The 22306-nt window shown below is 64.1% G+C and carries 12 protein-coding genes and 1 tRNA gene; 1 reads left to right on the top strand and 12 read right to left on the bottom strand.

Annotated elements, in window-relative coordinates; all coding sequences use genetic code 11:
- Nucleotides 1-16: 16 nt before the first annotated feature.
- From EG19_RS13900 to EG19_RS06215, 11 genes are all read right to left on the bottom strand, one after another.
- Nucleotides 17-2749 (bottom strand): BamA/OMP85 family outer membrane protein, encoded by a 2733-nt coding sequence (locus EG19_RS13900; RefSeq protein WP_152543949.1) that lies wholly within the window; start codon nt 2747-2749, stop codon nt 17-19.
- Nucleotides 2731-6483 carry a translocation/assembly module TamB domain-containing protein gene (locus EG19_RS06170; RefSeq protein ID WP_038048648.1) on the bottom strand — a complete coding sequence of 1251 codons (3753 nt, stop codon included), beginning with the start codon at nt 6481-6483 and terminating at the stop codon, nt 2731-2733. Before EG19_RS06170 ends, EG19_RS13900 begins: the two co-directional genes overlap by 19 nt.
- A 1-nt stretch (nt 6484) precedes the next feature.
- Nucleotides 6485-7366 (bottom strand): NAD(+)/NADH kinase, encoded by an 882-nt coding sequence (locus tag EG19_RS06175; protein WP_152543950.1) that lies wholly within the window; start codon nt 7364-7366, stop codon nt 6485-6487.
- 115 nt (nt 7367-7481) lie between these two features.
- On the bottom strand, nt 7482-7700 hold the full coding sequence (locus EG19_RS13090; protein WP_327138687.1) for a SelT/SelW/SelH family (seleno)protein: 219 nt from the start codon (nt 7698-7700) through the stop codon (nt 7482-7484).
- Nucleotides 7701-7709: 9 nt separating this feature from the next.
- On the bottom strand, nt 7710-8918 hold the full coding sequence (locus EG19_RS06185; RefSeq protein WP_038048652.1) for an MFS transporter: 1209 nt from the start codon (nt 8916-8918) through the stop codon (nt 7710-7712).
- Nucleotides 8919-8942: 24 nt separating this feature from the next.
- Complete coding sequence (locus EG19_RS06190; protein WP_038048654.1) at nt 8943-10124, bottom strand: DNA recombination protein RmuC; 1182 nt, start codon at nt 10122-10124, stop codon at nt 8943-8945.
- A complete protein-coding gene (locus EG19_RS06195) occupies nt 10121-10945 on the bottom strand; it encodes a lysophospholipid acyltransferase family protein (RefSeq protein ID WP_161685451.1) in 825 nt (274 codons plus the stop codon). Before EG19_RS06195 ends, EG19_RS06190 begins: the two co-directional genes overlap by 4 nt.
- Nucleotides 10946-10989: 44 nt before the next feature.
- Nucleotides 10990-12429, bottom strand: coding sequence for an RtcB family protein (locus EG19_RS06200; protein ID WP_038048656.1), 1440 nt, complete (start codon nt 12427-12429; stop codon nt 10990-10992).
- Between the two features lie 82 nt (nt 12430-12511).
- The gene (locus tag EG19_RS06205) at nt 12512-16075 is read right to left on the bottom strand and encodes a UvrD-helicase domain-containing protein (protein WP_038048658.1); all 3564 of its coding nucleotides are present in this window, start codon (nt 16073-16075) and stop codon (nt 12512-12514) included.
- A gap of 2 nt (nt 16076-16077) precedes the next feature.
- Complete coding sequence (locus EG19_RS06210; protein ID WP_038048660.1) at nt 16078-19197, bottom strand: PD-(D/E)XK nuclease family protein; 3120 nt, start codon at nt 19195-19197, stop codon at nt 16078-16080.
- A 45-nt stretch (nt 19198-19242) separates the two neighbouring features.
- Nucleotides 19243-19328, bottom strand: a tRNA-Leu gene (locus EG19_RS06215).
- Nucleotides 19329-19429: 101 nt separating this feature from the next.
- On the opposite strand from EG19_RS06215, the gene EG19_RS06220 reads away from it, so the two are divergent.
- Nucleotides 19430-21145 carry a bifunctional sulfate adenylyltransferase/adenylylsulfate kinase gene (locus EG19_RS06220; protein ID WP_038048665.1) on the top strand — a complete coding sequence of 572 codons (1716 nt, stop codon included), beginning with the start codon at nt 19430-19432 and terminating at the stop codon, nt 21143-21145.
- A gap of 945 nt (nt 21146-22090) precedes the next feature.
- Here the strand turns inward: EG19_RS06220 and EG19_RS14080 are convergent.
- Nucleotides 22091-22306: hypothetical protein (locus EG19_RS14080; RefSeq protein ID WP_235208710.1), on the bottom strand; the 216-nt coding region annotated here is incomplete at its 5' end.

The following is a 22306-nucleotide window of genomic DNA, read 5'->3' on the forward strand; positions in this document are numbered from 1 at the left end:
CTCCCGACGCACCCGCTTAAAACGGATTGCCAAAGGCCAGGAAAAGCTCACCCTTGGACTCGCCGGGCAAGCGGTCCAGCTTCCAACCGTACTCCAGCCGCAGCGGCCCCACGGGCGTCTCAAAACGCAAACCCAGGCCGGCCCCCCAGCGGAGGTCCCCCAGGGCTACCTGGGATACCCCAGCCCAGGTGTTGCCGGAGTCCACGAAAACCGTGGCGCCCAGCGATCCCGAAAGCGGCACCCTCCACTCCAGGTTCGCCAGAAGCTGCGCGGCTCCCCCCACTGGCTCCAGCTCGCCAGTGGTGCAGTTGGGCTTGCTGGGGGGGCAGAGGAGGGTTTGCCCGGGAACGCCCAGGCGGTCGGTGGCAAAGGCCCGGTGGGAAACCCGCCCGCCGGCAAAGAACCGCACGGCAATGGGGACCCGCAGGTTGTCGGGGGTGGCCGCGCTTCCCTGGTACGGCTTGACCACGCCGGCGCGAAGCCCCACCGCTACCACGCTGTCCCCTGCGGGCTTAAGCCAGGAAAAGCCGGCGGTGAGCTTGGTAAACGATGCATCCGCCAAAAACACCGGAAACGCCCGTTGCAACTGCAATGAGAGCAGCAGCCCGCGGGTGGGCGAAAGGACATCATCGCGGGTGTCCCATTCGAAGATTGGCGTAAGTGACGCCATGCGGAGCTTTTGCTTGGCGCGCTCCAGGCTTGAAAGCACTTCCTCCGGTGCATCCGGAGCAATGATCTGGTAGTCGTACCGCAGCAGAAAACGCCGGGGTCGTACCAGGTGATCTCCCAGCTCCACCCACATCCCCCGCCGCAGCAAGGAGTAGGTGGGAAAGGTTTCCTGGGTGCGGTAAATGGCCACCCAGGTGGGCTGGCCCAAAAGGCCTAAGCGGGCAGGCTCCCGGTAGTTGATTTGAAAGCGCTTGGTGCGGGCGGAAAAACGCCCCTCAAAGGAAAGAGTCCGCGCTTTGCCCCAGAGGTTGAGCTCGGACCAGCTTCCGGAAAGCCGCAGCTTCTCCTCGGTGTCCCAGCCGATGCCGGCGCTCAACGAACGCGAGGGGGCTTCCACCGGCTCCACCACCAGCCCCCGTTGGAGGCCAAAGTCCTGGCCGGAGATTTCCCGAACCGTCACTTTCTCAAAAACCCCCAAGCTCAAAAGCCGCCTTTGGGCCTGCAGGACGTTGTCGGGAGCAAACGGCTCCCCCGCCTGCAAACCCACCACCCGCTCCACCACCGCCGGGTCGGTGCGCCCCAGGGCAGCCACCACCACCCGGGCGATGTTGACCCGCGGTCCCGGCTGCACCTCGAAGGTGACATCGCAGGTGCTCTCCCGGCACTGGTGGGAGGCTTTCACCGAAGCGTTGGGGTAGCCGGCGTTGATCAGGTGATCGGCCAGCAGGGACTGGCCATCGCCTTCAGCCCCCTGGCTCCACGGCTGCCCGGTGGCTAAAGGCAGAGGCGGCAAAGGCACCCCTTCCGGCCATCCCGTAACGTTCACGGTTCCAAGCACGAAACGTGGCCCCAGCTCTACTGGAAACTCCAGCATCACGCCCCGCCCTTCGGGTACCAGCCGCGGCCCGTCCACCCGCGCTTGGGCGTAGCCCAGGGCCTGCAGCGCCTGGCGGATGGCGTCGCGGTCGGCGGCTAAGGTGTCTTCGTCCACGGTGTGGCCGGCGAGCCTGCGCAGCTGCCCGGGGGCGGCGGCCACGTGTTCCCGCAACGTGGCCGCCAATCTCTCATCCTCGGGGAGGCCGGGGAAACGCACGGCCACAATAGGCAGCTTCCCTCCCCGCTTCACCCCCACCACTAGCCGACGCCCGGAAGGGGCCACCTCCTGGGTCACGCTCACCTGCGCCAACAGGAAGCCACGATGCTGAAGCGCCAGGCGCAGGCGACCTGCCAGCCATTCTTCGGAGCCCTCACCGAAGCCGTCCTCCCCGGAAACGAAAGGCAGCGCCTCGGACAACGCGTCTTTGGGAATCGGGTCACCGGTTAAGGCCAGGGTAAAGTGATCCCCCGGGCGGACCTCAAAGCGCGCCAGCGTCCCGCAGCTTTTTGGCTCCAGAAAAGGGCCTTCAGCTTCCGCTTGCCAGTACCCCGCCCGACGCAAGGCGCTTAGAAGCTTGCGCCGCATGCCCTCCCGGGTGCCCAGGGTAAGCCGGCGCCCCGGCTTGACATCGCAGGCCTGCCAGAGTTTGGCTTGCTCCCAGGGCAAACCGGTGGCTTCCAGCTGGCAAAGCACCAGCGGCGGACCCAGCTGGCCGACGATGCGAACGTCCACCGTGCCCCGTTTCACATCGAAGTCCAGCTCCGGCTCCAGGCTGGCATTAGGGTAGCCGTCAGCTTTCAGTGCCTCGGAGGCCCGCGCCAGGGCTTGCTCCAGGTGCGCCACGTGAAGGGGAGCCCCTACCTTAATTTCCAGCTGTTGTGCCACCAGCTCCTTGTGGCGGGCGGGAAGCCCGGAAAACTCCAGGCGGGAAACCCGGGAAGCCACCTGGGCGTGGATCACCAGGGCCAGCCCGTCGCCCTCGGGGGTCAGCTCCACCTGGGCGTCTTCCACCTCCCGCGAGGCCAGAAGGGCCTGCACACCCTGGCGAAGCGCTTGCCGGTTCAAGACGTCGCCGGGTTGCACACCAAAAATGCGGGTCAAGCGGGCGGGATCGCGGGCTCCGGGAGCCACCACCCGCACCGCGGTGACCGGCGCTTGCCCCCAGGGGATGGCCGCCAAGAGCACTAGTACCGCCGGCGCCACTTGACCTCCAGGGAGTAAGAGCCGTCGGTATCGCGGGTGGCCTCCAGGAACAGGTCCTTACCCACCCGCCATCGGCTTTGAATGACCTCCTCGCGGTTGGACGAGAGGTTTGAGGAAACCGTCACCGACCAATCAGGGGAAAGCTGCTTCACCATGGTCACCCGGGCGGTGGGGGTGCCCGCCTCGGTGGTCACGAAAGGATCAATGCGCAGCTGATCCAGGGCTAAAAGCGTGCGGGTGCGGCTGGTCACCGCGCCGGTGAGTTGCTCGGTGATAAACGAGGAAGCCATGGCAGAGGCCGACGCGGCACCGGTTCCGGTGGAGGTGGGCGAAACCCCTAATGCCACCAGCGCCAGGATGTCGCTTTCCGGCAGCGGAGGGTCCGAGGAAAGCGTGGGGACCAGCCGGTCCAGCGTACCCGAAAGGCCCACCGTGACCGTGAAGTTCTGCACCAGCCCCCGGGCCTGCAGGTCAACCACCGGGCGGATGCGGTTGGCGTCCACAAAGCGGATGGAGGCCCTCTCCACCTCGTAGGTGACACCGGCGAGCTCCAGTTCGCCACCGGGAAGCAGCTCCACCTGCCCCAAAAGCCCCGGCTGGGACGAATCTCCCACCAAACGCAGCTCCCCTTGCGCCACCACCCGCGCCAAGGGGGTGTGAACCTCCAGCGTGCCAGGAATGGCAATGCGCACATCAAAGCCCACCAGCCCGCGCTCGCCCGCGGCCGCCCGTTCGGGGGCCGCCAGCTCTTCCAAAACCAGGCGCTGGAGGCTCACATCCCGGCGGTACACCGACCGGCGAAGCGAGAGCTGGCCGGAAAGCTGCAAGCTCGATAAATCACCGCCTAAACGCAGCTCACCGTCCAGGCTGGGTTCAAAACCCTGGGTCAGCGGCCAGCGCACCCCCGAAACGTTTAGGGCCAGGTCCAGCTCCAGGGCCGGCCACAGACGCAGCTGCCCGGAACAGGTGCCGGTTCCCCCTTGAAAGGCAAAGCGCACCTTTCTGAGGCTCATGACGTCCCCGGCCAACTCCGCCACCCCGTCAATGCCGGTCACCGGCGCCGGCAAGCCGGGGATGCGCAGGCTTCCCCCTTCCAAGCGCAAGACGCCCTCCACGCGGGGGGCTGCCTCCGTGCCTGAAATTTCCCCCACAACCTCCAGGCGGCCCCGGGGGGCGGCTTCCCGCCACAGAATTCCCACCAGCGATGCCGGAACGCTGGCGGAGATGTTCCCCGAAAGGCTCCCATCCAGCTGGCGCGAACCGCGCAGGAAAAGCTGCGCTGAAGGCCCGGAAAGATCCAAGCCCGGAAGCTCAAAGTGCAGGCCCTGGAGGGTAAAGGGAGCTGGGTTCGTGAGTGACACCTTCTCCCCTTCCGCCACCAGCACCGCTTTGGTGATGGTGCCAAAAAGCGAAGGTGGGCCCGAAGGACCCAGGGCCAACCTCATCTGCGCTTCCAGCTCCCCTTCCACCGGCACCTCGCTGCCCAAAAGGTCCTTGAGCAAAAGCGAAAGGGAATCCACCTGCAGCGTTGCCGAACCGCTGTAGGACCGCTTTTCTTGCTTGACTTCGGCGGAAAAGCTCCAGCGATTGGGCCGCCGCAGGGAGGCCACCAGCCCCTGGGACCCCAGCGTCACCTCCCCCGCCACCCCCTGGGCTGACTCAAGGGTAAAGCGGCCCGCCGGTTCCTCCCAGGGAAAATCGCCCACGAACTCCGCTTCCACCTGGCCACCCAGGAGCCGGGCCAGCACCGGCGACAGCGGCTCAAGCCCCAGACCCCGCACCCTGGTGATCACGGAAACCCTGTGGGTGGCAAAGTCCACCTCCAGAGAGCCGGAAACGCCACCCAGCGTGAGCGGCTCCACGCGCAGCACCTGATGCTGCAGGGTGGCGTGAGCCTCCCCTTGCCCCAAGGGCAGCCCCACCACGCTCACCCCCTCGAACTTCAGCTGGGCGTCCAGCTCCGGCCGGTCCAGGTTGCCCGAGAGCACGCCGGTAACCGCACCGGTCCCTTCCAGGGGAAACTTCAACCCGGCCCACCGGGCAAACCGCGAAAGCGGCAGCGAACGCCCGGCGTAGTCAAGCCTCAAACCCGGCGATGCCTGCTTGAGATCCAGCTCGCCCGAAAAGCGAATGGTGCCGCTGCCCAAAGCCAGCTTGCCATGGGAAAAGCGCAACGCCCCCTGGCTGAGGTTGATTTCCCCCTCCAGGGCATCAGCTTCTATGGGCCCGAGACAAACCGGAGAAAGGGCCACCGGCCCTGCTACCGTCAAATCCGTAAAAGGACCGGAAATCGTAAGGTCAAAGACCGCAGTACCCGACAAGCTTTCCGGCAGGAGCGGTTGCCCCACCCATCCTGCAAGCAAACTCGAAACGGCTTCCAGCGGAACGCCGGGGCTTGCCACCGACCACTGGGGAATCCAGCTGCCCAGCGCCAAAGTTCCCTGCCAGGAAACGGAGCCGCCGCTCAAGGCCAGGTTCCTGGCCTCGAAGTGCAGGGCGTCGTCGCCCCGCAAGGCCACCACCAGCTGCCCTTCCGCCGGCACCCCATCCCCCGCCGGGGAAAGCCGTACCACGGCTACACCCTTCCCCTGCCCAATTTGAGAGCCTTCCCACGCCAGCTCGGCGTTGACGCTGGCCCTAGCCGCAAGGCCCCCTCGCCCAATCCCCAAAAAGCTCAAGAAATCGTCAATACCCACCCCGTGACCGCGTAAAGCAACCCGGTGGTTAAAGGTGGGACCGAAATCCGCAAGCTGGTAGGAGCCCTCCACCTGCCCACCGGCAAAGCGCCCGGAATCCAGCGTGGCTTCCACCCCATCCGGGGAAACGTGAACTCTGCCCGCTAGCTCGTTGACCTCAAAGCCCACCACCCGCACCGCTTGGCTTGCCACCTCGGCATCCACCGCAAAACCGTCACCGCTCACCGTGATGGTGCTGTGGGCCTGGACCTGCCCGGCAAGCCCGATGCCGATGCCGAAAAACTCGTCCACCTGGGCCAGGTCACCCATCACCAGCCCCGCCAGCCGAACGGCCACCGCCGGCGTCCAGGCAACCTCGCCGCTCACGTTCGCGTTCACCCCGGAAGCCTGCAAAATCAAGCGCCGCAACTCGATCTTTCCCGGAAAAACCCTGCCCCAGGCTTCAAGGCTTCCCGAAAGCGGCTGCCCACCGGTGCCTTCCAGCTTGAAGGCTCCGGCCCGTAAGAAAGCTCCCTGGAAGCCCCGCTCCGGCCGGCCGCTGACCATCAGCTGAAAATCGCTCACCGAAAGCAGAAAACCCGGGGCGAGCTGTAGCTGGTCTAAGCTCGCGTCTTGCACCACCAGCTGCCGCACGCTCACCCGCAGTGGGGTTCCACCGCCGCCGGAGGAAACCCCAAAAGCGGCCTGGGAACGGACCCGCAACCCTTTGACTTGGACAAGGTTCAGCCCAATTTCCCGGTCTGCCAGCTGGAAGCTTCCAAGGTTGACCTGAGCCCCAGCGATCTCCACCGCGGGATGCGACTCCGGCCCCACGCGCAAGTTCTGCACCGAAAGCTGCAAGGGCAAAAGCTGCAGGCGAACATCCCCCACCGCCACCGGCTGACGCAAGCTATTGGCCAGCTTTTCGGCCACCAGGCGAGCCAGCGCTGCCCGGCCTTTGGCGCTTTCCAGCCACAGCACCAAAGCCTGCAGGGCGAGCAGCAAAATCGCCACCGCCGCCGCGCCAATTTTGGCCCGACGCCACCACCGCCCAGCCACGCTAGCTCCCCCAGTCACCCCATTTGAGCTTATCGTGGAGAATGGCAAAGAAGCTCGCGTTGGGTGGACGCACAACCAAGAGCGGGTCGCCTTCCGGAAGCACACGAACGACGTGGCGATCGGTTAAGGGAAGCCCGTACTGCCCATCCAAGGTCAAGTACACGTCCTCGTCCCCGGGGTGCACCCGCACCGCCACCTGGAAGTTCAACGGCACCACCAGGGGCCGGTTGGAAAGGGTATGGGAGCAGATGGGGGTAATGATCAGCGCGGAAAGCTCAGGGTGGACGATGGGTCCCCCCGCCGAAAGGTTGTAGGCGGTGGAGCCGGTAGGGCTGGCAAGGATTAAGCCATCGGCGCGGTAGCGCGAAAGGAACTCCCCTTCCACCTCCACATCGATGGTCAGAATGCGGGCGAGGGTGGCCTTGGCGATCACCACGTCGTTGAGCACCAGGAACTCCTGGGGAGAATCGTCGCCTTCCACCCGGCACAGCAGGCGGTCGCGCTTTTCACACTGCACGTTGCCGGCCAGCAGATCGTCCACAAGCTGCCAGACGCGTTCCGCCGGATGCTCGGTCAAAAACCCCAGGGTCCCCAGGTTGACCCCCGCTACCGGGGTGGTAGCCGGGCAGCCGCGGGTCACCGAGAGGAACGTGCCGTCACCACCCAGCACCAAAACCGCGTCCACCTCGCGGCCCAAGGCGGCCCGGGAGGGGCCAGGTTCAGCGTGCAAAAACGGGGCGCTTTGGGCGTCCACCACCACCTCCACGCCCTTTTCTTTCACCCGGGAAAGCACCTGTTGGCCCAGAGCGATGGCCTGGGGGCTGGAGGTTTTGACCACCAACCCCATCTTCTTTGGCGGTAAACGGAGCGGAGGGGCGCTCACGGTGAGATTGTACCGCTAATCCACAAACTTCTGACCCCGCAAATGGGCCCCGCTTTGCGGAAAAAAAGCCAGCTTCACCCGGGATTCACGCGGAAAAACTTGTGTTTTGCGAGGGCTAGCCGCGGATTTTAGCGAGGATTTCCTCGGGTTCGGGGAACCGCCCCTCGTGGTGCTTAGAAAAAACCCGGCGGCCGTCCACCTCCACATCAAAAACACCGCCCGAGCCTTTCACCAGCTCCACCTTGGCCCCCAGTTGCTCCTTCAGAAAGGCCGCCAACCTGGCAGCTCTTGGCTCGTAGTTTCAAACCACGCAGTAGGTAATGCGAACGTTCATAGCACCCCCTCAGCGCGAGGATTGTACATCACGCGCCGGAAGCAGTTGCAGCAACGCCGCGGCCACGCAAAGGCCGGCCCCCAAACCAATGGCCACCGGAACCCCCAGGCGCTCGGCCAAAAAACCGGCCAAAAGTCCGCCCAGCGGCGCTCCCCCGGAAAAAACCCAAATGTAAAGCGAGATGAGCCGGGCCCGTAAGTGGTCCGGGGAGGTGGTTTGAATGTAGCCATTGGTGGTGGCCAGTTGCGCGGCCACGGATAGACCCGCCACCACCAGGGCCAGGCACGCCAGGAAAAGCCCCTTGCTCAAAGCCAAAGCCGCCAGGGAAAGCCCTAAAAGCAGCTGCGAGCGAAACACCGTACCCCGCCTCCGGCCTGTAGCCGCCACCCCCAGGGAACCCACCATGGCCCCCAAACCGGAGGCAGCCAAAAGCAAACCGTAACCGCGGGCGTCGGTACCCAGCACCGAGCTGGCCAGGGCGGGAAGCAGGGTACTGTAGGAAAGCCCAAAAACCGCGGTGACCAGCACCGCCATCAGTAGCTTCCGTACCTTTCGGTGCTGCCACGCAAACTGCAAACCCTCCAGAAGCTGGGGGATCACCTGCAGGCGCTGCGCCGGTACCGACGCCTTTTCCTGCACCGAAAGGACCGCCAGCAAGAACGGCACAAAGCTCGCCGCGTTCAGGGCAAAGCACCAGCCCTCCCCGGCTTCCGCCACCATCAGCCCGGCCAACGCCGGTCCCGCCAGCCTCCCCGCGTTAAACACCGTGGAGTTCAAAGAAACCGCGCTTTGCAAATCGGCAACCGGCACCAGCTCCACTTGAAAGCTCTGGCGGGAAGGCATGTCCACGGTGTCAATGAGCCCCTGCACCAGGGCCAAAATGAAAACGTGCCAAACCCGCACCTGGCCGGTAAGTGTCAGAAACGCCAAAAGCCCCGCCTGGAAGATGCCGGCGCTTTGCGTGAAGATCAGAAGCTTGCGGCGGGGGAAGTAGTCGGTAAGCACGCCGGCAAAGGGCAAACCGAAGAGCGAAGGGCCAAAGCGCAGGGCGGAAAGGATCCCCAAAGCTTGCGCCGAGTTGGTTAAGCGAAACACCAGCCACCCCTGGGCTAAGGTTTGCATCCAGCTCCCCAGCACCGAAATGGCCCAACCCACCCAGTAGCGCCGGAAAGGTGGATGGCGCAACGCCCGAAAAGCGGAACGCCAGGACGTCTTCACGCTCCCCAAATTCGCCAAAGGCAGCTAGCCCTTCCTTGCCGGCAGAGGGACCTGGTCGGGTTCGGGCAGCTCACCAGCGGCAGTTTGCTGCAGGCGATCGGCAAAGCGGCCCGCCAGCTTATCCGCCTCCTGGTACTGGTTTACGGCGTTGCCCAAATGGCGACCCAAAAGCCGCAAGGTTTCGGCCAGCTTCTCGAAGTCAACCTGCAGGCGGGAAAGCTCCGCCAGAATTTGCGCCGCCCGCGCTTCCACCTGCATGCCTTTAAGCCCCAGCACAATGGTCATGAGGTAGGCGTAAAAGGAGTTGGGGGAAACCGGGATGACCTTGCGCGCGGTAGCGTACGCCAGCACCGGCTCCTCCCCTTCCCCCTCGCCCCGCAACAGGATCTCGTAGTACACGTTTTCCGAAGGCACGAACATCAACGCAAAGTCAAAGGTGCCTTCCGCCGGTCGGATGTATTTGCCGGCAATTTCGTCCACCCTGGCCTTGACCGTGCGCACAAAGTCCCGCCGCGCCTGCCGCCGGGCCTGGTCATCTTCCGCCCGCAAAAGCCTTTGGAACGCCTCCAGCGGGAACTTGGCATCCACCGGCACCAAGTGGTCGCGCAAGCGGATCACCGCATCCACCACCTGTCCGTCCCGAAAGCGGTACTGGCTCTGCCAGAACTTTTCCGGCAGAACCTGAGCCAGAAAAGCCTCCAGCTGCATTTCTCCCAACTGCCCCCGGAGCTTGGGGGCTTTAAGGATGTCCTGCAGCTCCTGGATTTCCTTGCCCAGGTTTTCCATGCGGGTAGCCATTTCCGCCACCTGCCCCAGCTGCCCCCGCAGCTCACCAAAGATGCGGGTGGCACCCTCAAACCTTTCCCCCAACTGCGCTTGGGCTTGCGTCAGCTGGTTGTTCACCGCGGCAATGAGCTCAGCGAGCTGCCGGGAAAGCGTCTGCCTGGCCGCCTCCAGCTCCTGTTGCTGGCTGGATTGCACTTTTTGCCCAAAATCCGCCAGAGCTTGGTGGAAGCGCTCCACGGTTTGTCCCACCTGAGAAAGCGCGGCCGTCAAAGCGTTTTGCTGGGCCAGAGCCACCTCGGTGGTTACCCGGGCGAGCTGCTCCTCCAGCCGGCGCGTGGACCGGCTTTGCAGCAACAACAGCACCAGCAAGACAGCAACCACCGCCGCCACCGCCAACAGCAACCACGAAAGCGAGCTCACAACGCCCCCCTTTCCTGCGCCGCCTCGCGCCCCACCCGCCGCGGGCGTGTGCCCGGCGGCAAACCCAAAAGCCGGAAAACCTCCCCCTCCGCCCAGGCGGCAAGCTCCCGCCGGTCGGGATGGGGTGGCCAGCGGGGCTCCCCCAGGCGGATACCCACCTCTACGTGCCGGCGGCTGCCCAGCCGAACCAGATGTTTGAGGAACGCTTCCCCCTGAAACCAGCCCACCAGGCTCCGGGTTCCTTCGTTTAAAGGCTTACCGTCCAGCTCCAGGTAACGGATGGCGGCCGGCACCACCGGCGCCTGGGCATCCACGGCAGCTTGAAAAACCCCGGTTCGGAACGGCAAAAGCCCGCTGCCATCGGTGGAGGTCCCTTCGGGAAAGGCAATCACCGTGGCCCCCACCTTGAGCGCCTCCCGAACCTGCGCCACCCCCCGCACGCCCGCGCGCTTGTTGTCTCGGTTAAAAAAAATCGTGGCGCCGGAAGCGGCCAGCTGGCCAAAGAGCGGCCATCGGCGCATGTCGTGGCGAGCCACAAAAATGCAGGGGAAAAGCGAACCCAGGGAAACGATGTCCACGTAGCCCTGGTGGTTGGCCACCACCAGGGACCCGGGAGGCGGCAGCTGGCCTTCCACCCTTACCCTCACCCCCAAACAACGGGCCCCCAGCCGCGCCCATCGGCAAATGTAAGGGGCGGTTTTTTGCCACCGGCGGGGAAAGGGGGTGAGCACCGCATGCAAGCCGGAACCCACCACCAGCCACGAACCCACCGCAAACGTTTGCAAACGCCAAAAAGCCCGAAGCCGATTTTCCTCACTCACGGTGAGGTTGTACCACAAACGAAAGCTTGTGGACGCCCGGCCTGCTACCCCTTCACCACGCCAATGGGCCGCAACTTGGCCACAGCTTTGGCAATGCCGGCTTCCTCCACCGCTTCCACCACCAGGCTCACGTCCTTGTACGCCTCGGGCATCTCTTCGGCCAGCGTTTTGGGCGAGCGGGCCGCCACGATGACCCCCTGCTCTCCCATTTCCTTCACCAGGTTGCGGTGCCCGGCAGTTCGACGGGCGGCGGTGCGGGACAGCATGCGGCCGGCACCGTGAGCGGAAGAGCCCCAGCATTCGCTCATGGCCTTCTCCGTGCCCACCAGCACGTAGGAGGCCCTCCCCATATCGCCGGGGATCAGCACCGGCTGGCCAATTTCTTTGTAAGGAGCGGGCGTTTCCGGGTGATGGGCGGGGAAAGCCCGGGTGGCCCCTTTGCGGTGGACGATGACCTTCTTTTTCTTGCCGTCCACCACGTGCTCCTCCACCTTGGCGATGTTGTGGGCCACGTCGTAAACCAGCCGGAAACCCAGGGACCTGCGATCCCCACCCAGAACCCGCACCAGGGCCCTTTCCACCAACGCCATGATCACCTGCCGGTTGGCCCAGGCGAAGTTGGCCGCGGCGCGCATGGCCCCCAGGTACCGCTCCCCTTCCGGAGAGCTCACGGGAACCGAAACCAGCTGCGGATCGGGCAAATCAATCCCGTACTTCTTGGCCGCCAGGCGCATGAGGTCCAAAAAGTCATCGCACACCTGGTATCCCAGGCCCCGGGAGCCGCAGTGGATCATGAAGGTCACAAGCCCCGGAGCCAAGCCAAAGGCTTTGGCCGCTTTTTCGTCGTAAACCTCCTCCACCACCTGGATTTCGCAAAAGTGGTTGCCGGAGCCCAGAGTCCCCACTTGCGGGGCCCCCCGCTCCCGGGCCCGGGCCGAAACGTACTGGGGCTTGGCTTCGGGCAGGGCGCCACCGGCTTCGGTGAAGGCCAGGTCTTCCTCCTGCCCAAAACCCCGCTCCACCGCCCAGCGGGCGCCCTTCACCATGACCTCGTCCAGGTCGCGATCGGAAAGCGTGAAGATGGCACCTTCACTGCCCACACCGGCGGGCACATCCCGCTGGAGCTGATGCACCAGCTGCTTGAGCTTGGGGTCCAGCTCCTCCCGGCTGAGATCGGTGCGGATCAAGCGCACCCCGCAGTTGATGTCGTACCCCACCCCGCCGGGAGAAATGACCCCGTCCTTGAGGTCAAAGGCCGCCACGCCGCCAATGGGAAAGCCGTAGCCCTCGTGCACGTCGGGCATCACCAGGGAAGCCCGCACGATGCCAGGCAGGTGCGCCACGTTGCAGGCCTGCTGCACCGATTGATCCTTCTTGATGGCCTCCACCAGCTTCTCGGTGGCAAAGATGCGGGCCGGCACCCGCATGCCGCCCACAGGGGCCACCTCCCAAACTCCCGGCCTCACCCGCTTCAGCTCGCTCATGCTTCCAATATAAGGCCTGGGCCACGCCGTTGAGCAACGGGGCCTTTGCAGACCCCGCCCGGGCCGCTCCGCCTTGGGGGGATCAGGGCTTTCCGGCGGTTTCCTCCAGGAAAAGCTCCTTTTCCCGGAAAACCACCTTTTGCCCGGACCACAGAAACCACAGCTCAAAGCGGGGGGGATGCTCCAGCTCCAGCGCCTGGGCCACGGCTCGGGCATAAAGGGCGCCCTGGGACCGGTAAGCCCGGGCGCGAGCCATAAGCTCTTCGCCCTCCACCGCATCGGTCTTGAAATCCGCCACCACCACCTGCCCGTTGTCGCGGTACACAAGGTCAATGGCGCCGGTGTAAAAGCCTGCAACCTTCGTGCTGTCCCCGGCAAGCAGCACCGGCACCTCCCGTCCCAGAACCCGATCGCCCAGGGCGCAAAACTCCAAAAAGAGGGGAGACGCACGGAACCGCGTAAGCAAGGCTCTGGCCCGCTCCACGCCGGCGGTAACCTCTTGGGGATCGGCATCTACGGGGGCGTAGGTGGCAAGAAGCTGCAGTTGCCTTTCCAGCTCCTGGTCTTGGTCGCGGCTGAAGTCCCACGCCTGCAGGACCCGGTGCACCACGGTTCCCGCCACCGTGGCCGCATTGTGCCCGGCCAAGGGCTTTTCTTCTCCGGCGGCCAAAAGCTCCCGTAGCTCTTCGTGAGCTTCCGCGGAAACCGCCTGGCCCAACGGCAGCTGCTGCCGCCGCTGCGCTTGCTGTTGCTCTTGTTCCAGCCGCATGACGTGTTGCTTGAGTTCTTCCACCGGCAAAGCAGCGGCTTGCTTTTTTTGCGCCTTCACTTCGGGAAGCCGCACTGCCCCGGGGAAAACCCAAAGCGCTCCCCCGGCCTCCACCCGGTCGCTGCCGTCCAGCTTGGCCGCCAGGCTTTCCAAATCGGGGAGGTTTTCCCGGCGGCTCAAAAGGCCCACCAGTGCCTGGCTTGCCGGTTGCTCCGGCCAATGCCCGGATACCACCAGGCGCTCCTTCGCACGGGTGAGGGCCACGTACAACAAACGCACGGCTTCCGCCTCGGCCACCTGCTCCTGCCACGCCCAAAGGTGAAAGATGTTGGGGGTGGCCAGCTTTCCCACCTTGAGCACCAGGTCGGCGCTGCTCTCGCCGCTTCCCAGCCACCAGGCACCGGCCACCGGTCCGCGGTTGCCGCGGCTCCCCCGGGCCACATCGGCCAAAAACACAAAAGGAAAATCCAGGCCCTTGGCTTGATGGATGGTGGTGACCAGCACCGCTTCGTCCGCTTCCGGAGGCCGGCTTCCCCCTTCCCTTTGCGCTTCCTCCACTGCCCGGCGCAAGGCCTGCACCAGCTCCTTCGGGGTTGGGAAGGAAGGCAGCCCGCTCAGGACGAAGCGGAAGAAGCGCTCGAGGTTGGCAACCCGCACCCGCCCGGGAAAACGAGCGGCTTCCGTAGCCTCCGGCAAAAGCCAGGACTGCACCCGGGCCACAAAGACATCGGCCGGGTCCTGATGGAAGCTCTGGCGCAACACCCCAAGGCAAAGCAGAGCCCAAAGCGCCGCTTGCTCCCAACCGCGGATGCGGTCCTTTCCCGGCATGAGCGCCGAAAGCCCCTGCGCCACTTCCGCAAGCATGCGCTGAAGCTGGGAAAGCCTTTCCCCATCCACCCCGTAAAGCTCCCGCACCAGCGGGAAAAACCCCCGTTTTTTCAGCTCCCACCACGCCGCGTCGGGAATCCCCGCCCAAGCTGAGCGCAAAAACCCCACCAGGGCCAGCTCGTCTTCGGGATCGGCCACCGCCTGCAGCAGGCAAAAGGCGTCCAGAACCTCCCGGCGCTGGAAGTACGTGGGATCGTGGGTGGTGGCGTAGGGGATGCCGTGCTGGCGCATGGCCTCCAGGTAAACGTCGGCGTCGGAAAAGGCCCGCAGCAGCACCGCCATGTGGCTGTAGGAAACACCGTAAAGCTCGTGGAGCTCAAAGATATGGTGCGCCAGGGCGTTGGCCTCCAGCTCCCGAGAGTCCGCCATGCGCGTTTTCCGGTTGGCAACCCCGCCGTCAAACTCCCAGCAAACCCAGTACTCCACCGGGCGGTGCTTTCCCTCCATAAACCCCGTGTCTTCGGGCCGCGAGCGGAAGGGCGCCAGCTCCTGAAAGGCCGGCTGCATGCCCGGCTCTTCCTGCATCACCGGCCTCACCGCCCGCTCCACCTCGTCGAGGATCACCGGCACCGAGCGGAAGTTCACCACCAATGGGCAAACCTCGCCGCCAGCTTTTTTCACCTTTTCCTTGAATCCGTCGTACACCGCCAGATCAGCAGAACGCCACCCGTAGATGGACTGCTTGGGATCCCCCACCAGAAACAGCCCCGGCCTGGGGTCCTCGTCGGCCAGCGCCAAAAGGCTCACAAGCCTGCCCTGCCAGCGGTCGGTGTCCTGAAACTCGTCCACCAACAGCTGCTTGATCCTGGTCCTTTCCCTTCTGGCAATGTGGGGGTGCTCGGAAAGCAACCGCACCGAGCCGGTGAGCAGGTCCTGATAGGTTACGAGGCCAGCCTCCCGCAGGCGCCTGTAAATTTCCGCCAGGAAAGATTCGCCCAGCAAAAGAAAGGCCCGCAGGGTTTGCGGCTCGCTCAAACGGGCGGCCTTCCACAGACCCACCAGCCACAGCGAAAGCATCTGCACGGCTAGAGCGTTTTCAGCCAGCACGCTCACTTCCGTTTGGGCAAACTTCCCCCGCCCCCAGTCGTTGAGCTTGGGAAGCACGCCCTTGGCTTCCAGCTCGGCCACCACCTGCTGCAAGAACTCCTCCGTGGCGCCGGTGTGGCTGGCCCAAGTGCTTGCTAGCTCCCAAAGCTCCCCGGCTTTTTTGAGGCGCTTTTCCTGCGCTAAGGGTGCGATGGTTTGCGCCAGCTGGCCGAGCTTTTCCTTAAGCTCCCGGGCCAACCATTCCAGCTGCTCCTCCAGCGGAAACTTCGCCACCGCCTCGGGGCTCACCCCCTGTTGCACCGCAGCCACTAGCGCTTCGGTGAGCTCCTCGGGACCAATTTGCCGCAGGCCCAAAACCTGCCAGGGCGCCATCAGGGAAGAGTCGGGGTTGGCCAGGAAATCGGCAACCACGTCCTCCACCACCCGGGAAACCCCGAAGCCCTCGGCATCCACCTGAAAACCCGGGGCCAGCCCCGCTTCCAGCGGGTAGCGGGCCAAAAGGCGCAGGCCAAAGGCGTGGATGGTGCAGAGCACGTAGCGGTCCAAAACCGACAGAAGCGCCCGGCTGCGCTCCCGGCAAACCTCCGGTTCCGGCAGCTGGGCCAGCTCCAAACCGTGGGGGAGCTTGCCGGCCAAAACCGTGGCCAGGCCTTCCGCCAGGCGCGTGCCCATTTCCGCTGCGGCTTTCTCGGTGAAGGTAATAGCCACCACCCCCGAGGCCACCCGTCCCGCTATGTCCTGTGCTGATCCCCCGGCTTCAGCTTCCGCCTGCTCCCAGCCCGGACCTAAACTCCACGCCAGAATCCTGGCCACCAAGAGCGCCGTCTTTCCTGTGCCGGCGCCCGCTTCCACCAAAAGCGGGCGGGAAAACTCGGTCACCGCCAGGGTACGGGTTTTGGTGTCCTGTTCCCGGAGAGCCCGAAAGCGTTCCGTTTGCCCCACAGCTAGTTCTCCTTGGGAAGCCACCAGTGACGCCAGGCCAGTTCCGCCGCCGGGCCACCGGTGGGAGCGGTTTCGCCCCAGCGCTTGAGCCGCCGCCGGGCCCCCGACTCCCCCCGGGAACAGGCCAACCGCACCTGACAGCGCTCGCAGGCGTCCGGCTCCTTCCCGGCCACCGGGTCAAAGAGCCGGGGAAAAAAGACCCCCCATCGGGCCCTGGTGAAAAACGCTTGAAACGTCGTCACAACAGCTTTGCGCAAAACGGGCGAATCCGTGATCGGAAACACGCGCCCCTTGTCCCAGTCGGGCTGCAAGAAAACGTAGCAGCCTATGCTACCGGTGGCCGTAGCGTAAACGGCCCCCTGCAAAAGCTCTCCCCGCCGCACCCGGGCTGCCAACTCGGTTTTTTTCTCAACATACGGCTCGGGGCTTCCGGTTTTGAAATCCAAAAGCACAGGCACTCCGTCCTTCTGGACCGCAGCATCGAAGCGGAAGTGCCACTGTGGCGAACCAGGCCCGGTTTCAATCCAACCGGAACCCTCGCTGGCCACCACGTTCCCCAACTCCCCTTCCACGAGCAGGCGCCGGGCCACCGCCAGGAAAGGTTGGGCTGCCGCAAACAGCGCCAGCATCAAACCCGGGTACACCACGCCCACCCGCCGGAGCCGGTCGTTGGTCACCTCTTTCAAGATGCCAATAAACTCCCGCTGGGACGGCCACTGCAAAGGTGACCCCTGGCCTGACTCTCCCTCCCCCTGCCGCCGCTTCTGCTCCTGGAGGTGGGCTTTGAGGATCCTCTCCAGCACCCCGTGCACCACATCCCCCAGCAGGCGAGGGGTCAGATCGGTGCCCTCGCTTTCGCCTGCGTAAAGGTTTTGCAACCTCAGCACCCGCTCCACAAAGGTCTTCCAGGGGCACTGGGCGTAGGCTTCCATGCTGGTCACCGCCCAGAGGCTGGTGGTCTCCTCCACCCACGGGCTGGGCCCCAAGAAGCCCAGATAAGGGGAAAGAGCGCGTTCTTTGGCTTCCCACGGGGGTGGGTCCCACTCCCTGAGCACGCGCTGCCGGGCCTCGGTGAGCTTCCCTGGGGAAAAACCCACGGTTTCGGCCACGGTGGCGCTTGCCTTTTCCAGCGCCAGCTGGAAAGCGGCTCGCCACGCCTTTGCATCCTCGTGCAGCCCGGCGTACACCGCCCATTCGCCAGCCGGCGCCGGTCGGAAGCTGCCTCCCCAGACCAGCGCCTGCCGTCCCGGGATCCTTTGCACAGAAAGCTCCGGGTACGCCACCACCAGCTCGTCCACAAACGGCGAGCGGGCCAAAGGCCTTCCATCGGGATCGTGAGCCGGCCACGAAAGCCACACCGAAGGGGCCGAGGCTAACAACAATCCAAAGAGGTACCGCTCCTCGCTTGCCCCCCGCTCGGCCAGGGGGATATCGGGCAGGAGCACCGCAAGCTTTTGCCGCACGTGGTCCGGGAGCAGGGGGTCTTCCCTGGGGACCCGGGGGAAGATGTCCCTCTGCAAGCCCACCAGGTAAAGCCGTTCGAACGTGCGAAAGCGGGCTTCCATGGCGGAAAGCACCGCCACGCCCCCGCCGTTGCCCCCCAGGGGCAGCGAAGGCCGCTGGCGCAGCTCCTCGCTCAGCAGGAAACACAGCTCCCGGCGAGAAAGGGAAAGATTGCCCACGCTCTCGCTCACCGCCGGGAGAGCATCCGCTAAAACCCCTGCAGCTTCCCCGCCGGGATCACAGAGCGCCGCCAGCGCCCGCAGCCTTTCACCAAACCCCGCGGCGCTGGGGGCGTCCCCAAGGGAAACCAAAACCGTCTGCAGTTGGGAAAGCCAGGCGCTTGCCTCTGAAGCAGGCCACTGGCCGAAAAGAGCCGTGTTTCCCTGCTCCTGCAAAAGACCAGGGGCCCTTTCCACAAGCTGGCCCGCCGTGCGGGCCCCCACCGCCCCCGAAAGCCGCAAAAGCGCGGAAGCCAAAGCCCGAGTTTTGCCGTCGCCCCGGGGAATCGCTGAAAGAAGCCTGGAAACCGGGGCCTCCAGACCTTCCGCTGCCAGGCCCACCAGCGCCCGCATGCGGGCCAAAAGCGGCGGCGGTGCAGGTGCCGGCTGGTACGCCGAAAACGGCACCCCCAAAGCCGAAAAGCACTGCCGGACGGCCAAAGCGTAAGGCTCGAGGCTGCGCGCCACCACACCAATGCGCTCCGGCTTAACCCCTGCCGCTATTTGCTTCTTAATGTCCTCGGCTACCCAGCGAATTTCCGCTTCCAGCTCCGGCGCCTCCCAGAGGGAAAGCTGGGAAAGGGGTGAAGGTCCTTTGCTGCCCTTGCTTTCCACCCCCGGCACCCGACGAAGCAGACGGCTCAAAAACGCCTCTCCGGCTCCCCGCTGGCGGTCAATGGGGTCGGGGGGCTGCACCAAGACCAGCTCCCCGTCACTGGCGGCCAGCAGCGCCTCCAGGAAATCGGCGGCCACGCCGGTGACGTCCGCAAACCCATAGACCAGCAGGGGGCGAGCCGGCCACGGAGAAGCCCCTCGGGTCTTGAGGAGGTGTGTGGCCAAGCTCAAAGCGTCGTTGCGGCGAAACACGCCGTTGGTGCGGAGGGCCCCATCCACCGCGGCCGCCACCTGTAAAAGCGCCGTGGCCCGCTCGCCCAAAGCGTCCTTGACTTCGGCATCGATGAGCTCGCAGGCTGCTTCCAGATGGTCAGGGGAAAACCCCGCGTCCAAAAGGTCGCGAACCGTAGCCACCAGCGGCTGAACCCGCTCCACAGGCGAAAGCAGCTGCAAGAAGCCGTACCGCTCCTGAAACGCCTGCGCCACCCGGCTCACCACCACCGGAAAAAGCGGCTCCCCCGACCGAAACGCAAAACCTGCTTGCTGGAGGACGCTGTACGCCACCCCCTGCAGGGTCCGCACCTCCACGCCCAGCCAGGCAGTTCGCCGCTGGAGCAGCGCTTGCACCAGCCCCTCCCGCACGCTCCGGGAAGGCACCACCACCAGAGCTTGTGAGCCGGAAAAAAAGCCGCCGGCCCAAGTACTTTGAAGTTTGGAGGCCATGTAGTCCTCAGCTTCCAGCGGCGAGGAGAGGCTAACGCAGCGGGGACCCGGCATGGCCCCCATCTTAGCCGAGGCTTAATGACAGCTGCTTGCGGGGACGCGATTGGCTGGTGCCGGAGGTGGGAGTCGAACCCACACGCCCTTGCGGACACGGGATTTTGAGTCCCGCGCGTCTGCCATTCCGCCACTCCGGCGCGCTGCGCATTATTCCCCGCTCTTTTTGAACTGTCAACGTTGGCCTGCCAAGGAAAGCTCCCTTCGCTGGCGTGCTAGCATTCCTGGCCTTGGAGGACCTATGCAGTCTCTGGTTCCTGCCCACGGGGGCAAGCTCGTCAACCTGCTCGTGACTCCAGAGCGGGCGCAAGAACTCAAGGCAGCATCTCTTAACTTCCCATCCTGGGATCTTACGCCCCGGCAGCTCTGCGACTTGGAGCTCCTCCTCAACGGCGGTTTTTCGCCCCTTCAAGGCTTCATGACCTCCGAAGAGTACAAAGCGGTGCTTCAAAGCATGCGCCTGCCCTCCGGGCTCCTCTGGCCCATTCCCATCGTGCTTGACGTCTCGGAGGAGCTGGCCTCCCAGCTTGCGCCGGGGAAACCCTTGGCTTTGCGGGACCCTGAAGGCGTTTGTTTGGCTGTGCTCCACGTGCAGGACATCTGGCGGCCGGAAAAGCGCGAAGAAGCCCAGCGGGTTTACGGCACCGACTCCCAAGAACACCCCGGGGTCGCGGCGCTTTTCCACCACACCCATCCGGTGTACGTGGGCGGCCCGGTGGAAGGGCTGCAACTCCCCACCCACTACGATTTTGTCGCCCTCCGCCATACCCCGTCCCAGCTCCGCAGCGAGTTTGCTCGCCTGGGCTGGAAGAGGATCGTGGCTTTTCAAACCCGCAACCCCATGCACCGCGCCCACGTGGAGCTCACCATCCAAGCGGCCAAGGAAACCGGGGCCTCGGTGCTGATCCATCCCGTAGTGGGAATGACCAAACCTGGGGACGTGGACCACTACACCCGGGTGCGGTGTTACCAGGCCCTGCTCCCCCATTACCCTCCCGGCATGGCTACCCTCTCGCTTTTGCCTTTGGCCATGCGCATGGCAGGTCCCAGGGAAGCCCTTTGGCACGCCATTATCCGCAAGAACTACGGCTGCTCCCACTTCATCGTCGGGCGCGATCACGCCGGCCCCGGCGCGGATTCCCAGGGAGTGCCCTTTTACGACCCCTACGCGGCCCAGGAGCTGGTCAAGAAACACGAAGAAGAGCTGGGCATCCGTTTGGTGCCTTTCAAGAACATGGTCTTTGTGGAAGAGCTAGCCAGTTACGTGGAGGAAGACAAGGTTCCACCGAAAAGCACGGTACGAAGCCTTTCCGGCACGCAGCTGCGGCAACTCCTTAACCAAGGAAAGCCCATCCCCTCGTGGTTCACGTACCCAGAAGTGGAAGCAGAGCTGCGCCGGACGTACCCGCCGCGCGCCAAACAGGGCTTCACGGTGTTCTTTACCGGGCTTTCAGGCTCGGGGAAGTCAACGCTGGCACGGGTCCTTCAGGTCAAGCTTTTGGAAATTGGCGGTCGGTCTGTCACCCTTTTGGACGGGGACCTGGTTCGCAAGCACCTCTCCTCCGAGTTGGGGTTTTCCAAGAACGACCGCGACATCAACATTCGCCGCATTGGGTTCGTGGCCAGCGAAATCACCAAGGCTGGAGGCATCGCCCTGTGTGCCCCCATCGCCCCTTACGACAGCGTCCGCAAGGAGATCCGGCGGGAAATCAGCCGCCACGGAGGGTTTGTGCTGGTCTACGTCAGCACCCCCCTGGAGGTGTGCGAAGCCCGGGATCGCAAAGGCCTTTACGCCAAGGCGAGAGCCGGCCTCATCCCCGAGTTCACCGGGATTTCCGACCCCTACGAGCCCCCCGACGACGCCGAGCTCGTCCTCAACACGGCCGATATGAGCCCCGAAGAAGCCGTCCACGAAATCCTGCTTTACCTCGAGCGGGAGGGGTTCATTTCCGCCTGAATTGGAGTTTTTGTCTCGCTCCTGGGTAGGGCCCACGACCCCTTGCCGAAGACTACTATTACCCTTGCTTAATTATGTTGGCTTGATCAAGGCGAAGTCCCGAATACGGCTGGTCGGAGGAAGAAAATGAACACTAAGTGCGGCCTTTGGGAAGGTTGGATTAGTAAAAGAAGAAGCGGTTAGCGAAGAGGGTGGAGTTGGCGGTGGCCGAGACACCTAGGGCCCCCGGACCTTTCCATTGAGCGAGAAGTTTCCGCATTTAAAGCGGATAACGTAAAGGCGTAGCACGCGGAAATAGTAGAAGGCTTCTTGCTCTTACTGCCCCGCGCTGAAAATTGTGTCGACGGCCATGAGACTTACGGTAAAACGTGGTAGCGCAGTCTTCGGTTGGCATCCTCTACCATCGCTTAGAGCTGGGTAAGATTTCCCGGATTTACTCGCTCTTTGGGGAGGAATGTTGTTTGTGAAGCGGGGGCAACAGGTTTTTCTTGGTTTACAGCTTGTTGCGAAGTATTTCTGGGTAAACATATTGCTTCACGACGTCGTGGAAGACTTCCCGAAGCTGACACGTGATTTGCGGCTTTCGTGCTCGTTCCAAGCGTTTGCGGCTTCTAGTGCTTTCCTTGCGCGGAAGCCCGGTGCACTATCCCCTCGGACAGGTGGTCGAGGGAAGCCACTCGCTTGGAGGTAGGGCCTGCTCCTTGACTGCATAGATGCAGAGATGCATAGATGGATTAATGCGCTGCCTACATCTGGGCATTGATCTTTAAAGCACCATTCCCCGGCTCGAGAAAAACCTAGCTCACAGAAAAGTTACTCCACGCTTACTCTGTTTGCCCCCCAAGACACTCTTCTAACGCCTTCTATCTCAAACCCGAACACTTCCCTCCCTTACCCTCCTAAGCACACCCTCTCCGCGTCCCGCTATTTCGGGATCCCACTCATCTACCGACGCCTGCTAATTTCTTGTTCTGCTCTTTCAAGTACGTCCGAGATCCACCCCCAAACGCCAATCTTATTGAGGAAAGAAAAGAGTTTGCTGCGACGTACCGCTAGTAACTCACCCAGAACTTCTCGGAGCCTATCAATGACCTCTTTCTGAATCAACAGATCGGCCTCAAGCGTTCGAATCTCCTCTGCTTGCCGCTCAATCACCTTCAA

This window comes from Thermoanaerobaculum aquaticum (assembly GCF_000687145.1).
GTDB lineage: Bacteria > Acidobacteriota > Thermoanaerobaculia > Thermoanaerobaculales > Thermoanaerobaculaceae > Thermoanaerobaculum > Thermoanaerobaculum aquaticum.

Coding starts and splice junctions, on each gene's coding strand:
- EG19_RS06200 (WP_038048656.1), bottom strand. CDS start 12,429: ATGAGCGAGCTGAAGCGGGTGAGGCCGGGAGTTTGGGAGGTGGCCCCT.
- EG19_RS06210 (WP_038048660.1), bottom strand. CDS start 19,197: ATGGGGGCCATGCCGGGTCCCCGCTGCGTTAGCCTCTCCTCGCCGCTG.
- EG19_RS06220 (WP_038048665.1), top strand. CDS start 19,430: ATGCAGTCTCTGGTTCCTGCCCACGGGGGCAAGCTCGTCAACCTGCTC.